This is a genomic window from Okeania sp., assembly GCF_983059655.1.
The window spans coordinates 1-14,664 of the sequence record NZ_CEZPJD010000116.1; the positions used below are offsets into that span (position 1 = coordinate 1).

Sequence of the window (14,664 nt, forward strand, 5' to 3'; positions counted from 1 at the left end):
AAGGTTTGACCCTTTTTTCCTAATGCACCATTTAAGATGAAACAGTCCACTACTGAACTACTGAACTACATCCATCCGTGCATCCGTGGCAAAATCCGTGTCTTGCCCTAACTTCCCCACTGAACTAAGTCGATCACAAATTCATAGGATCGACATCCACAGTCAAACTCACCCCAGGAGGACAAAGACTACTCAACTTAGTCAGATCGGGTACATCCTCACATCCAGGCAATAACTTTAATAAAATCTGCCACCGATAACGATTAGCGACTCTAGCAATAGGAGCAGGCGCAGGCCCCAATAAATCGTATTTTCCTGCTTCCGCTTTTTCCATCAACACACTCCCTAACTTTTGAGCAGTTACCGCTACCTCAGTCGGGTCATAACTACTCAAACGCAACAAAATTAACCGCCCATCAGGAGGATAGTGTAGTTCTGCCCGTTGTTGTAATTCAGTCTCCACAAAAGACTCATAATCATTACGTTGCACTGCTTGAATCACAGGATGTTCGGGAGTATAAGTCTGAATAATTACTCGTCCTGGGTTATCTCCACGACCAGCACGACCTGCCACTTGCAACAACGTTTGAAAAGCTCGTTCATTAGCACGATAATCTGAAAAATGCAGCAACCCATCAGCAGAAACAACTCCTACTAACGTTACCTGGGCTAAGTCTAAACCTTTGGTCAACATCTGAGTACCAATTAATAAATCTGCTTCCCCATTAGCAAACTGAGTTAACAATATTCGATGTGCATCTTTGGTGCGGGTAGTGTCGCTATCATATCTAATACATCGTAAATCTGGAAACTGTCTGGTTAACTCTTGAGTTACCTTTTGAGTACCGCTGCCAAAAAATTTAAAGAAGGGAGAATCACATTCAGGGCAACGTTGGGGTTGTAGTTGGGTGTAATTGCAGTAATGACAACGTAACAGTTGAGTTCCGCCTTCGTGGGTGTAATGATAGGAAAGAGAAACGTCACAGTGGGGACATTCCATTACATAACCACAGCTACGACAAGACACAAATGTGCTGTGACCGCGACGATGGATGAATAAAATGCCTTGTTGTTTTGTTTCTTGTAACTGTTGCAGTGCTTCTTGTAGAGGATAGCTGAACATTGTGCGGTTTCCCTGTCGCAGTTGTTGGCGCATATCCACTATTTCTATGGGTGGCATTGGTCGTGATTGGACGCGCTCTGGTAATGACAGGTAATAGGTTTTAGGTGTTAGGTTTTGGGTGTTAGGTTTTGGGGAAACATTTTCATCTACATTATTTTCTGGTAGATTAGGAGATGCTTGACTCAGGTTTTCTGGATGGTATTCTCTTGTTTCTAACCAACTTTCTAAAGAGGGAGTTGCCGAACCTAATATTAATGGGCAGTTTTCTAACTCTGCTCGCCATTTAGCTACAGTCCGAGCATGATAACAAGGGGCGGGGCGGTCTTGTTTGAAACTATTATCGTGTTCTTCGTCTAATACAATTAGACCTAATTTTGGTAATGGGGCAAAGATAGCGGAGCGAGTACCGACGATAACTTGAGGGATACCCCATGTCATGTTACGCCAGGTGTCATAACGAACGTTCTTATCTAAACTGCCATGGTAAACATAAACTTTGTTTCCGAAACGGGAACGGAATCTATCAGTGAGTTGGGGTGTTAGACCAATTTCGGGAACAAGTACAAGAGCAGATTTGCCACTTTCGAGAATAGGAGCGATCGCTTGTAAATATACTTCTGTTTTTCCAGAGCCAGTAACTCCATGTAATAACACTTGAGCAAATCCTTGAATATGAGTAATAATTGTTAATGCTTCTGTTTGGCAAGCGGTGAGAACTTTTGTTCGATCTCTAATATTTCCCCTACCTTGTTCGGTGCGCAATACCTCCCGTTCCTCTACAATTACGCATCCTTTTTTTTCCAATCTTTTTACCATAGAAGAGTTAGTTTTGCAACTATCTACCAATTCAGATTGCCACATTTCCCCACCGTTTCGCCGTAGAACTTCCATAACTTCTTGTTGAGGTGGAGTTAAATCTTTGGGTAAGTTTTGCACAACTAAAGTTACAGCTTGCCTCAATTTTGGTTTTGCAGGAGAAGGATGTTGGAGATAACTTTCTACCCAACCTCGTTGGAGTAAATCTTTTAATCCTCTGTTAGCACCTTTGACTTGACGTTGGATATATTGCCAGGTGTAATCTTTGGTTTTGGAATTTTGCAGAGTTTCCAGAATTTTTTTAGCGGTAGCATTGAGAAAAATTTCTGCACCTGTTGGTATTGCCTCTTCTATAATGCGGATGCGTCGTTGACTACGTTTGAGTAACCCTGGTGGTAGAGCGGTACGAATAACTCTAATAATAGGTGTTTGGTAATAAATAGCAACTTTTTCTATAAGTTGCCAATAAGTGGGAGGGAAAAAACCTCTAGTAATAATATCCGATACATTTTTTATGCGCTCCCTCGTTAACCCTTCTGGTAGTTGAGAAGTTTTACGAATAGCGATCGCTCCTACCTGTTGACTGCCAAAGGGTACTGTTAAAATGTCTCCTGGTTGAATGTCCAGATCGGGAGGTATTTTGTAGGTAAATAATTTTTCCTCCTCTTCAGCATCATCTGTTGAAGTTTTGAAAGGAACATCAACTAAAACTTCCACCCACTCTTGCGACTCTTGAGGATGGTTGCTCGTGTAAGAAGACCCAGGTTCAGCCAATATTGGTTTTGAGAGTGCTTGAGTAGTTTGGGACATTTTGCCAAATTAACTAGGGGACAAGTAGGGTATTTTACTAACATTACAAGTTTTTTAACAAAAAACTTTAAAAAATGAGGTAATTAAATTGTAGTAATGATATTTTTTACCTAGTTCTTTATGCCCAAAAATACCTATATATTAACTATCGCAATACTTGATGAAATTAGTATAATACCAAGGATGAAAAAAGAATGTTACTAAAAATTTGGTTAACTAAGATGTTTTAACAAGTTATCAACCATTAGCTATTGGGACTTACACAAAATAAAGGCAGAAAATAAGCTCAAATATATTATAGATGGGCAGAGGCTTTTACATCGAAAAGGCATCAATCCTGAATTACCAAGGGTTATAGCCATTTTTAAGACTTTGACGTAATTTCCTTGTCTAGACTAATTTTGACATATTTTTCCTACTAAAATAATGTATAAGTACAACTATCAGCCTAAAAATTTGTGCCCCTGATAATGGTATCCGGCAAGGGTAACATTCCGGAACAGAAAAGCTTTTTAATTCAGACTTCTCTATGGATAAAATGGTATTGAAGCTAAATCTAGCTAACTACTAGAAAAAAACCATGAATATTTATAGGAAACATTTATCAATTTGTATAACTTTATGAAGTTAGAAAATGTTACACATATTTACCTCCTTTCCCATGTTCAAACAGGTATGTTATCCCATACTCTAGCTTTGGAGGAAGCTTGAGGAGTTTATATCGATCAACTTAATTGGAGATACGACCGCCAAGTACATCAACTAGAGACTATTAGCACAATGGCCAAAAATTATATTAGTACACTTAAACCTATCATTTGACAGTACATAAAATATGATGAAATTGGCTTTGTCCCTCGGACTTTCCTGTAGGTCTCACTCAGAGTGAGTTATACCATTTTGAAAAAAGAATGTTACGAATAATAAGAATCATAAATAAACTTTCAAATAAAGTATATTTGACGAAAAAGATAATTTACAACATTAAAAATGGTATTAAATCTATCTCCATACGAATTCTGGATTCTGAATTCTGGATTCTGTATTCTGTATTCTGTATTCTAAGAAATACCATAGCTATTTGTAGCAAACATTTATCAAATTGGTATTAGATAAATTTATCAACAATATAACATAGAAAATTTGATATGGAAAACCAAAACATCGAAGCTATATATCCCCTAACCTCTTTGCAACAAGCATTTTTATGGCATAGTTTGCAAACTTCCTCCCAAACAGGGTTACTACATATCAGTTGTGACCTCCATGGAGAAGTAAACTCAGTTATATTAAAGCAAGCTTGGGAGCTTGTCTTCAGCATTCACCCAGCATTACGAACTTCAGTTGATTGGGAGTCAGACAAACAACCGTTGCAAGTTGTTGATAAGCAGGTAACACTGCCTTGGGTTCAACTCGACTGGCGAGAAAAAGATGATCGAGATTCAGTCTTAGCTGATTTTCTGGTTAAAGACCACAATGAAGGATTTGACCTTACCCAAGCTCCAATGAGTCGTGTAGCTTTAATCCAACTGACCGATCTAGACTATAAATTAATCTGGAGTTGTCACCATTTGATGTTAGATAGTTGGTCAGAAGCAATAGTTCTCAATCAAGTATTTGATAGCTATGAAACATTGCTCAAGGGAGAGTCTCCATCAACGGGAGAACTCCAAACTTTTCAAAACTATATCCTTTGGTTAAAACAACAAGATGAATTTACAGCTAGTCACTTCTGGAAAAAAATTTTAGGTGGGTTTACCACTCCCACCCCTCTACCAATTTCTCAATCTAGAGATGAAATTTCTCCTGAAACTGAAAATTTTAATACTGACAGTTTATCGATCGTTATTTCAGAAGAAACCACAAATAATATCAGTAGTTTTTTGCGTTCCCATAAATTGACATTAAATACTATAATGCAAGGTATATGGGCTTTGTTACTATATACCTACAGTGGAAATAATGATATTTTATTCGGCTCAACAGTATCCGGCCGTCAGGGTGACTTGCTAGGAGTTGAAACCATTGTTGGTTTGCTAAATAATGTGTTACCAGTACGAGTACAGATTTCTCCAGCAGAGAATATACTGACTTGGTTGCAAAACTTACAAACTCAGCAAACAAAAGCCAGTAAATATGGTTACGCTTCATTAGTTCAAATTCAAACTTGGAGTCAATCACCTAAATCATTGTTTGATAGTTTATTGGTAATTGCAAATCATCCGATGAAAATTGGCGAATCATGTAAAAATTTACAAGTAGATCATGTTAAATCTGATGTTATTAGCCCTTACAATCTAACAATTTTTGTCATACCTAGAAATATCCTAAAAGTGAAATTATATTATAAAAATCAGCATTTTGAGCCTCAAATAATACAAGCTTTACTGGAGCAATTTGAACAGATTTTAAATAATATTATCCAAAACCCATCAAAGGCGATCGCCGATATTGTACCTTTGACTAACTCAGTAATTAGTGAAAATCAGTCTCCGAAAACCGTATCCCATACAAATTATTCCCTCAAACTTAATAAAAAAGAAATAAAAGACGGTTTTTTTACTCCACAAAATCCCATAGAATTTAAACTCACTCAAATATGGGAATCTGTTTTAGGAGTTAGTCCGCTCAATCTTGAAGCAAGTTTCTTTGACTTAGATGGAAATTCACTCATGGCAGTAGAATTATTTAATCAAATGCAGCATCAACTTAACTGTACATTGCCCCTAGCAAGTTTGTTTCAAGCACCCAATGTCCGGAAGTTTGCTCTGTTGCTTAGTCAGGAACAACCAGTTTCACAATGGTCAACTCTTGTACCAATTAACTCACATGGTTCTAGATTACCATTTTTCTTTCATGGAGGTTCAGCAGATGCACTAACATGGGCGAGATTTTCTCGTTTGTTAGGTACAGATCAACCTTTTTATGCTCTACAACGTCCCGAACTCAGCGGTGAAGAAGTTTCTCAGAATACAGTTGAGTCTCTGGCTGAAATTTGTGTTCAAGAAATACGCATAGCACAACCAAAAGGACCTTATCTGCTTGGAGGACACCGCTTTGGTGGTATAGTTGCTTTTGAGATCGCCCAGCAACTCCAAGCTGAAGGGGAAGAAATTGCTAGCATTATTTTGATTGATGCTTATTGCCCAAATTCTCTATCTACAAATGTTATTAGTCAACTGCAAACAAAACTTCAATTTGGAGTATATTGGGTCAGGAAAAACTACTATTATCACGGTAGTTGGGATAAGATCAAAGTATTACCCCAGAAAGTTTGGCAAAAACTAGGAGAGCAGAAAAAAACTCGCCCAAAAACTATAGATAAAGTTTCTAAAATGTCTGAAAATACATCTGCATCTGCCAAAACTAATAAACCAAAGATGTCATACGAATATCTATATACTCGCGCGCAACAAGCTAGCAAAATTGCTGAAAATCTCTACTTACCACAACCCTACTCAGGAAAAATAAAACTGTTTAGAGCGGAAGTTCAGATGTTAGACTGGCACTTTGGTTTACCCCTTGGTTGGCAGAAGGTTGCTAAAGATGAAATTGAGGTGACAAATATTCCTGGTTTTTTCGGTAACTTATTTAACCAGAAGTCAGGACGATTACTTGCCGAACAGGTAAAAAATTATTTGTTGAATCTTTCATAAATGCTGACGTTAATGTAGTCAAAAAAGGTCGGAGAATATGTCAATTAATGTGGATTTTTTTTCAGAGCAGTAATAATCTGATGATTTGCTTGGGGAAATGTAAATTGCTCGATATTATCTAATGTCACCCACTTAAACTCGTCACATTCTATCGTTTGTGGCGTTCCCCGCAAATAGCGACAATGGTAGACATGAAGTGTTACTTTAACTTCAGAATAACTATGTTCTACTGTAATTAGATGTTCTTCTACTGCAATATCAATTCCTAACTCTTCCAAGATTTCTCTTTTAATGCAATCTTCTATTGTTTCACCTGCTTCTTTTTTGCCACCTGGAAACTCCCAGAAACCACCAAACGCACCCCCAGGTCTTCGTTTATCAATTAAAATTTGTCCTGCTTCATTCCAGATGACAGCAACACCAATTAACTTATGAGGCAATATCATATTTCAATCTTTTCCATTTCAAACAAAATCTCCTGTTAAGTTTTAGACGGCATTTTCCTCGACATTTATCGACAACTGTGGAGAAAATGTATAGGTATAACCATCTTTTTTATGTACAACTTTTAATTTGCTTACATGAACACTTTTTGCTTTTTGTCCTGGCACTGTAAAGTTAAAACTATTTGATTTTGAGCGAGGATTAACTCTACCAACTTCTCCTGTTTCAGTATTCAACGCTAAGTCTCCACTATTCCAACCTTTTATAGGTTTTAGTGGGTTGTATCTTATGGGGTAGCCTAATTTATTTACCGCTGCTTTCTGTCTACCTCCTTGCCCTTTGCATATAGCAGCTAAAGCTTGGGTGGTCTTAAAGTCTAACTGATTCACTTCTCCCACACAAGCTGCATCTATGCAGTGTGCTTTTGGCAACTTCTGTTTTCTACGGTTAAATTTTGTCTGTCCTCCACTACCTGTAGTTACTACCAAACCTCTAGTCTTTAAACTATTGAACAATTTCCACCGCGTAGAATTAACCGCTGCTGCATCTTTTAATGGTGTTGCTGCTATTGAACCTATCCGCTTTAATAACTCAGGTTTACCAAATAAAAAATCTTTGACATCCCGATTGCTTTTAATTTGGTTGCATTTACTACAGCTAATAGTTAAGTTAGATACCCGGTTTGATCCTCCTTTCGACTTTGGGTGAATATGTTCTACTTCTAGTGGTGTGTTTGTTTTTCCGCAATAAGCACATTGACGACCCCATTTTTCTAACAAATATTCTCTCAATTCATATCCTGCCAATTCACCCTGTTGATACTCTATTCCTTTAATTTCTGGATTTTGAATCAATTGAGTATCAAAGCGAACTAGTTCCATTGATATTGATTCTACAGGAGAAAACTTCATTAATCTTTTGACCCAAGTCATAGTAGTTTCCACTCTGTGCATAACAGAAGGTGCTAACCAATCTTCAGGCTTCTTTTTGTTAGGCAATCCTGGTTTACGGTATCTGAGATTTTTTGTCCTTCTAGCTCTCCGTCTATGAGAACGCTTTTTAAGTTTTTCTGAGATTAGGGAACCTCGATGTTGGATTTCTAGCATCCATATCGCCTTGTTTCCATCTAATAAAGCCATCCCTGTAAATTTTGATCCTGGGTCAATCTTTAAAGTTAAAGTTTTTTCTACAGGCTCAACAGCTTTTTTGAGAATCAAAGTAAACGGAAAGCGTCGCCAAACAGAAGCTCTGCCAGAATTTAACAATCTACGAGCAACAGAAGGTTTGCAAGGTTGTAATGGTTTTTTGTTTGTATCTATGACGAAAACGTAATTAGTGTTAGACATTGTGGTGTCTAGTCCTTTTCAGTAAAGTGTTCCTCGATCATGTTGGCCAGGCTTGTTCATGCTCTAAACACTATCGGTACAAAACCCAGTTCCGATTGGCGCTATTAAACGCTTTCCTTAATTTAGAGCGACCAGGATATATGCTGGAGTTCACATATTGTGGTCGTGACCTGCCAACGTAGTCAGTACTGACTCAATCTGCAACCTTTGAGAGACAACCGAGAGAAATGTCTAGGATTGGCTAGGTTTTTCAAAGGTGGTTAATTAACCAAGAGGACGATCAAGACTTAAATTAATTAACTTTCATTATTGCTGATTTGATTTCCTGGCAAAGATTTTTCAAATGTCATTCTCTGTTCGGCATTTCTGAGAAAATAGCCACTGATCATTGCTGAAGCTAATAACTTGCCTAAATTTTCTCTACTGGTTGTTATACTCACATTAAACTGTTCTGAGGGTAGATTACCTAAAAGTCCTACAATGTTTCTTTCCATTACTTGAAAAACTTCTTGAGAATTTGGTTTTGATAATTGAGAAACTGTGTCTGGGCTCATAGATTGGACATATTCCCATAGTAAATTATTTCCTTCTGAACTTTCTTCAAAAAACTCTCGCGTTTGATTTCTTCTATTGGTCACTTTACTAACTCCGTTTCAGAAACTTTGTTGATATCGACAAGTCAAGTGTGGTTGATTGACTTAAACCACACAATATATTGCGGTTGTTAATATTTTTACAAAAAAAACGTGCAGTTGAAAGCCAAGTGGCTTTAGCCCTTGGATGAAAACAAGTTGTGGGAATTTATTCCCAAGTATCCCAAAATGTGGAATAATACCTATGAATGCGAGTAGGAACAAGGTTTGTCCCATAGACTCTTTGCTAGTAGGGGTGAAACTCCTGTCGGGAAGAAACTAGTAGCATAGTTCTACCAAGACTAAGGCACAGACAAACAGGCAGCAAGGATAGGAATTTATAGCTCGATCTTGGAGTAAAACCACTCTGAAAGCGAGACAAAAGTAAGGGCAATGTATGCGGCATTCTTGTCAGCTTATTTGAGCCTGTAGGTGGTTTTTGACTACCACCACTGGAAAAAATTAATCAAGTCCAGTGACAGCTAGTGGCCTTTCAGAATCGTGTTTTTCAACCGATTCGGAACAACTGCTTAGAATCACCCGTACTTTTAGTCGGGTGAGAAGTCAATTCCTATAAACTAATGTAACAGCATAATGGTCATATTAAAGTAGATATAACCGAAATTATTATTTCAGGTATAGCAGAAGGCAGAAGGAAAAGTCTTACCTGGTCTAAGTTTTAGATTCTTGAACTTTACGTGGCCTTTGTTTCAACTGCTATATTTCCAATATCTATTATGTTAAGCTATGATTAAATATATTTAAAAAATTACAATAGGTAGAATCTTAGCTATGTATGGGTTGGAAGAAAATTCTAGTATTATTTTGATAGGCTTTATAGAGATGTAATATTTATATTAGTGTATACATTTTGAAATCTTTAATGTCCATCGAGCTTAAGTCCGGTAAAAGCAGATTATAAAGTTTAGCTAAGAAAGAAGATTTAAAAGAAAGAAAAAGTAGATATTTACCCAGTTTTTACACAAACTATACCAGTAGACTGCTAAAAATTGATTTAAAAGCGGAAAATCCTAAAGCAGAGAAAAATTATTTTATTTCCTCTGCCTTTTATTCTATTCCCAGCGCTACCCTTGAACAACAACACGGAATTTTTTTAACCCACAGAGGAATTACAGCCTATACAGATGTGATGTTCTCCCCCGGTATTCATTAGTATTCTATGCTCTGGCCCTCCTGTATGGCGCTGAATCGAATATTACAGCGAGGGGCTTACCGCCAGAAAATTCAACTAGCTAAATAATCATTCATATCTTGTTTTCTTTTACGAAGTTTACTCAGAGCTTCTCTCTCTATTTGTCTTACTCTTTCACGACTAATATTCAAGCGATCGCCAATTTTTGAGAGAGTCATACTTTGGCCATCCTCCAAGCCAAATCTTAATGCCAAAACTTGCTTTTGTTGGGGAGTCAGGTCAGTCATAATTGATTCTAGATCGGTACGCATGGAGGATTGGAGAGCATAATCTTCTGGAGAAGCTCCCGTATCTTCAAGTAGGTCTCCTAACTCCGTATCTTGATTGTCCCCTACTCGTAAATCCAGTGAAAGAGGTAAGCGAGCGCGTTCCAAACATTCACGAATTTGTTTTGTAGTGAAACCTAGTTCTTCTGCTAGTTCATGAGTAGTGGCAGAACGTCCTAACTCTTGAGTTAGTTGGCGTTGGGCTTTTTTTATCTTATTCAACTTCTCTGTAATGTGGATCGGCAACCGAATTGTACGACCTTTTTCTGCTATGGCCCTAGTTATAGCCTGGCGAATCCACCAATAAGCATAAGTGGAAAATCTATAGCCTTTGGTAGGGTCAAACTTTTCTACCCCTCTCTGCATACCGATAGTGCCTTCCTGAATTAAGTCAAGCAAATCTACATTTCGTTTGATATACTTTTTAGCAACAGATACTACCAATCGTAGATTAGCCTCCACCATTTTTCGTTTGGCTCTTTCACCCTCACGAATAGTTCGCTGCAACTCACGGCTAGATAAGTTTGTTGCCTCAGCCCATTCTGCTATTGTTGGTTCATGGCCTAAACTTTCAGCGAGAGTCTGATTTACTTCTTGCAAAGTTGTCAAGCGTTGGACTTGTTTTCCATAAAGAATTTCTTCTTCATGTGTTAATAGAGGTACACGACCAATTTCTCTGAGGTAAGTGCGTACAGAATCGGTATCTGAGGTTTTGATCTTCATAACTTTTCTCCCGCTAGATATATCTACTGGTAGGGTTTGAATTGCCCTGATTTGAGTTAGCAAGAAAAACGGGCGGGTATTACGTTTTCCTTGGATTTTTTTTTAATAAATTTGTTTTATGGCCATTTATTATTTTATTTGGCCTACAGGAATCCTAAGTTATAGGTTTGAGATTTCTGAGATTTTAGATATGGTCAAAAAACTGAATTCTATTTTGTTTTTTGATTCTAGTTTGTAAGAATTTATGGACAATAAAAGAAGTTTTACTATTTTTTGAGAATTTAGATTATGTCTTAAGTGACAGCTCCCGTCACTAAACTCTTGCGAGCCATAGCACGAGCTTCTCGTTGACTCCCGGCAACCCGTCGGACATTTCACAAGCTTTGGTTTTACTTCCCCGTGCTGACCCACCGGAGAAGGAGTAGAGATTAATTTTTCGCTCTACCTACATTCGGTGAAAGTTTTACATAACGATCAAGCTGTATTTTGAATCACAATTCCTTGTAAAACCCCCTACCTTCAGTTACCTAGGTTCTTTTTGTAGGCGGCGGTTAGCTCTTAAAATAACTTTACCTACATCATTTATTTTACTAGCATTTGGCCCACCATTTATCCTTTTGCTAATCCGGAAAGATATAGCGCGGGGCTTCTGGCGGTTGGTGCTAAAGTAGAGCTTTTTTGTTTCCTATCTCTTGAGATAATTACTATGGCCTTTACACTACTCAATACTATGTTAAGAATGTTAACATTGCATGAGGCATTATGACTATACCTAAAGCATGATTTTTCGGATGAATGAGTTTAATTACTTAAATAAGTTGATTAATTATAAGAGATTACTGATAAATCCTTAAAAAAATTGCATCCTGCACAACAAAATCAGAAAAATTTTGCAAAAATACTTAACAAAGTAAAAAAAAGACAGAGTATATAAAGTATATTTTTTGAACTTTTAACTTTTGACTTTTAATTTTTGGCTTTTGACTTTATTGAGTATGTATTTACATTCTGTTTGCGTAGCATTTCTGCACCGAAAAGTTTCCTCAGAATTACATACTCGTTTTTGGCTTCTGCGAAACGGTTGAGTGACTTAATATATGACTTATTGCCTTGGTATTATTACTGAATCTGGTATTGTAATGGCCTCTGACTCTCGTACTAATGCGGGAGTAGACTATATTTCCACTTACCTGAAGCTATTTGATTTTTCTCTGACTGGAGAGCGGGTTATCCTCATCAGCACTTCTGGAAATTTGTCAATTACTCAAGGAGTAATCACTGAATTAAAAAAAGACTTCAAGATATCTGAGGATACTAATCTTCATACTATTCCTACCCTTTACGAAATTGCTCGCTACATTGGAGGTAAAATTCGAGAGATTCAAGAAAAAGACCGCTCTTGGCTACAAAAGGATCGAATTGACACTGGATGTAGTATTTTACTGGGCGGTCAAATTAAAGGACAAGATCCTGAATTATTTTTGATTTATTCTCAAGGGAATTGTATCTGTGCGACAAAAGAAACACCTTTTTTACAAATAGGTGAGACGAAGTATGGCAAACCAATTTTAGACCGTGCTTTAAGTTTTTCTACTTCTTTAGAAGCTGCTGCTAAATGTGCTTTAGTTTCTCTAGATTCGACAATGAAATCTAATCTTTCTGTGGGACCTCCGATTAATTTGGTAATGTATGAAAAGGATAGTTTTCAAATTCAGCATCGTCTGCAAATGCGTCTGGGCGATCCTTACTTAGCTAAAGTGCGAAAGTTATGGGAGGAGTCTATCAAGCAAGCTCTTGATGAAATGCCAGATTTAAACTGGTTACATGATTCTCAAGAATCTCAGGAAGATATTTTGATTGATTGAAATGAGGGAGTGTGGGGAGTGAGGGAGTAGGGGGAGTGGAGGAGTTAGGGAGTGGGGGAGTGTGGGGAGTGTAGGGAGTGGGGGGAGTGGAGGAGTGAGGGAGAAGTAAATATCAGAATTAGCACTTACATAGTACAACGTATTTCCGGAATGCTCTGCAAACGAGGGCATCTCAAGAAAAAATTTGCTGAAAGCTGTTTGCGCAGCATTCCGCAGGAAAAGCTGAAATGCTTCTTTTCATTATCCATTATCCATTGTTAAAGAGGTAATTATCCATTATTCATTATCCATTATCAATTAATGAAAGTTCCCTGTTCCCTGCTATACAATGTAACGGTCGTTTTTGTTTTATATAGAGTGTGATTGAACGTTACACCTTGCCCGAAATGGGTGAACTTTGGACTGAGAATGCCAAGCTAAAAACTTGGTTACAAGTAGAAATAGCTGTCTGTGAAGCTCAGGCAGAACTTGGTTATATACCTACTGAGGCTGTAGAAGAAATCAAGGCCAAGGCTAATTTTGACCCAAAGCGGGTTCTGGAAATTGAGGCAGAAGTCCGCCATGATGTGATTGCTTTCTTGACAAATGTGAATGAATATGTTGGTGATGTTGGGCGATATATTCATCTAGGTTTAACAAGTTCCGATGTTTTGGATACTGCATTAGGATTACAGATGGTTGCAAGTCTTGATCTGTTGTTGTCATGTGTTGAAGAGTTGGGGCAAGCAATTCGTTATCAAGCACAACAGCATCGGGAAACTGTGATGGTGGGTCGTTCCCACGGTATTCATGCGGAACCTATGACTTTTGGTTTTAAGTTGGCAGGATGGTTGGCAGAGGTTTGTCGAAACCGCCAGAGATTAGTAAAAATGCGCGATAATATTGCTGTGGGTAAGATTTCTGGAGCAGTGGGAACTTATGCAAATATTGACCCACGAGTTGAAGCTATCGCTTGTCAAAAAATCGGACTTCAACCAGATACTGCATCTACTCAAGTAATTTCACGCGATCGCCATGCTGAGTATGTGCAAACTTTAGCGTTGCTGACTGCTTCTATAGAACGTTTTGCTGTGGAAATTCGTAACCTTCAGCGTACTGATGTTTTAGAGGTTGAGGAATATTTTTCTAAGGGTCAAAAAGGCTCGAGTGCCATGCCTCACAAACGTAACCCCATTCGTTCGGAAAGGTTAACGGGAATGGCGAGAATTGTGCGGGGTCATGCTGTTGCTGCTTTGGAAAATGTTGCTCTATGGCACGAACGGGATATTTCCCATAGTTCCGTTGAAAGGGTTATTTTGCCAGATGCTTGCATTTTAACTCATTTTATGCTGAAAGAAACTACTAATTTAGTCAAAAATTTGTTAGTTTACCCAGAAAACATGAAGCGAAATATGAATGTTTATGGAGGGGTAATTTTTAGTCAGCGAGTGCTTTTGGCTTTAGTAGAAAAAGGCATGATTCGAGAGGATGCTTATCAAATTGTTCAGTCTTGCGCCCATCAAGCTTGGAATCAACCTAATGGTAATTTTCAGGATTTAATCTGCAAAAATGAAGAAATTAAAAGTAAGTTATCTGAGGCAGAGATTGCAGCTTGTTTTGACCCGAAACATCATTTAAAACATTTGGATGATGTGTATCAAAGATTAGGTATTTGAAGTTAGATTTTGAGTATGTAGAGATTTTTTCTCTCTTGATGGTAACTTTCAAATGCCACAACAGCTACTACTGGCACTGCTACTGCTGCTACAGTAGCGATCGCTACCCTCCTTA

General features: G+C 37.8%; 8 protein-coding genes. 3 read left to right on the forward strand and 5 right to left on the reverse strand.

Annotated features, from left to right (window positions below):
* Window positions 1–133 precede the first annotated feature (133 nt).
* On the reverse strand, window positions 134–2,749 hold the full coding sequence (gene priA, locus AC3DU7_RS09330; RefSeq protein ID WP_488039074.1) for a primosomal protein N': 2,616 nt from the start codon (window positions 2,747–2,749) through the stop codon (window positions 134–136).
* A 1,148-nt stretch (window positions 2,750–3,897) separates the two neighbouring features.
* Between priA and AC3DU7_RS09335 the strand changes: the two genes are divergently transcribed.
* Window positions 3,898–6,405, forward strand: a complete 2,508-nt coding sequence (locus AC3DU7_RS09335; RefSeq protein WP_488039075.1) for a condensation domain-containing protein — start codon at window positions 3,898–3,900, stop codon at window positions 6,403–6,405.
* Between the two features lie 44 nt (window positions 6,406–6,449).
* Here the strand turns inward: AC3DU7_RS09335 and mutT are convergent, their stop codons facing one another.
* The 4 genes from mutT to AC3DU7_RS09355 form a co-directional block, all read right to left on the reverse strand.
* A complete protein-coding gene (gene mutT, locus AC3DU7_RS09340) occupies window positions 6,450–6,851 on the reverse strand; it encodes an 8-oxo-dGTP diphosphatase MutT (protein WP_488039076.1) in 402 nt (133 codons plus the stop codon).
* A 42-nt stretch (window positions 6,852–6,893) separates the two neighbouring features.
* On the reverse strand, window positions 6,894–8,195 hold the full coding sequence (gene iscB, locus AC3DU7_RS09345; RefSeq protein ID WP_488039077.1) for an RNA-guided endonuclease IscB: 1,302 nt from the start codon (window positions 8,193–8,195) through the stop codon (window positions 6,894–6,896).
* A 296-nt stretch (window positions 8,196–8,491) separates the two neighbouring features.
* Window positions 8,492–8,833, reverse strand: a complete 342-nt coding sequence (locus tag AC3DU7_RS09350; protein WP_488039078.1) for a DUF760 domain-containing protein — start codon at window positions 8,831–8,833, stop codon at window positions 8,492–8,494.
* Between the two features lie 1,239 nt (window positions 8,834–10,072).
* Window positions 10,073–11,029 (reverse strand): RNA polymerase sigma factor, RpoD/SigA family, encoded by a 957-nt coding sequence (locus AC3DU7_RS09355; protein ID WP_488039079.1) that lies wholly within the window; start codon window positions 11,027–11,029, stop codon window positions 10,073–10,075.
* 1,097 nt (window positions 11,030–12,126) lie between these two features.
* Here AC3DU7_RS09355 and AC3DU7_RS09360 point away from each other — a divergent pair.
* A complete protein-coding gene (locus AC3DU7_RS09360) occupies window positions 12,127–12,894 on the forward strand; it encodes a proteasome-type protease (RefSeq protein ID WP_488039080.1) in 768 nt (255 codons plus the stop codon).
* A 359-nt stretch (window positions 12,895–13,253) separates the two neighbouring features.
* Entirely contained in the window at window positions 13,254–14,549 is a 1,296-nt protein-coding gene (gene purB, locus AC3DU7_RS09365) for an adenylosuccinate lyase (RefSeq protein ID WP_488039081.1), read from the forward strand.
* Window positions 14,550–14,664: the final 115 nt, after the last annotated feature.

Coding starts and splice junctions, on each gene's coding strand:
- priA (WP_488039074.1), bottom strand. CDS start 2,749: ATGTCCCAAACTACTCAAGCACTCTCAAAACCAATATTGGCTGAACCT.
- AC3DU7_RS09335 (WP_488039075.1), top strand. CDS start 3,898: ATGGAAAACCAAAACATCGAAGCTATATATCCCCTAACCTCTTTGCAA.
- mutT (WP_488039076.1), bottom strand. CDS start 6,851: ATGATATTGCCTCATAAGTTAATTGGTGTTGCTGTCATCTGGAATGAA.
- iscB (WP_488039077.1), bottom strand. CDS start 8,195: ATGTCTAACACTAATTACGTTTTCGTCATAGATACAAACAAAAAACCA.
- AC3DU7_RS09355 (WP_488039079.1), bottom strand. CDS start 11,029: ATGAAGATCAAAACCTCAGATACCGATTCTGTACGCACTTACCTCAGA.
- AC3DU7_RS09360 (WP_488039080.1), top strand. CDS start 12,127: ATGACTTATTGCCTTGGTATTATTACTGAATCTGGTATTGTAATGGCC.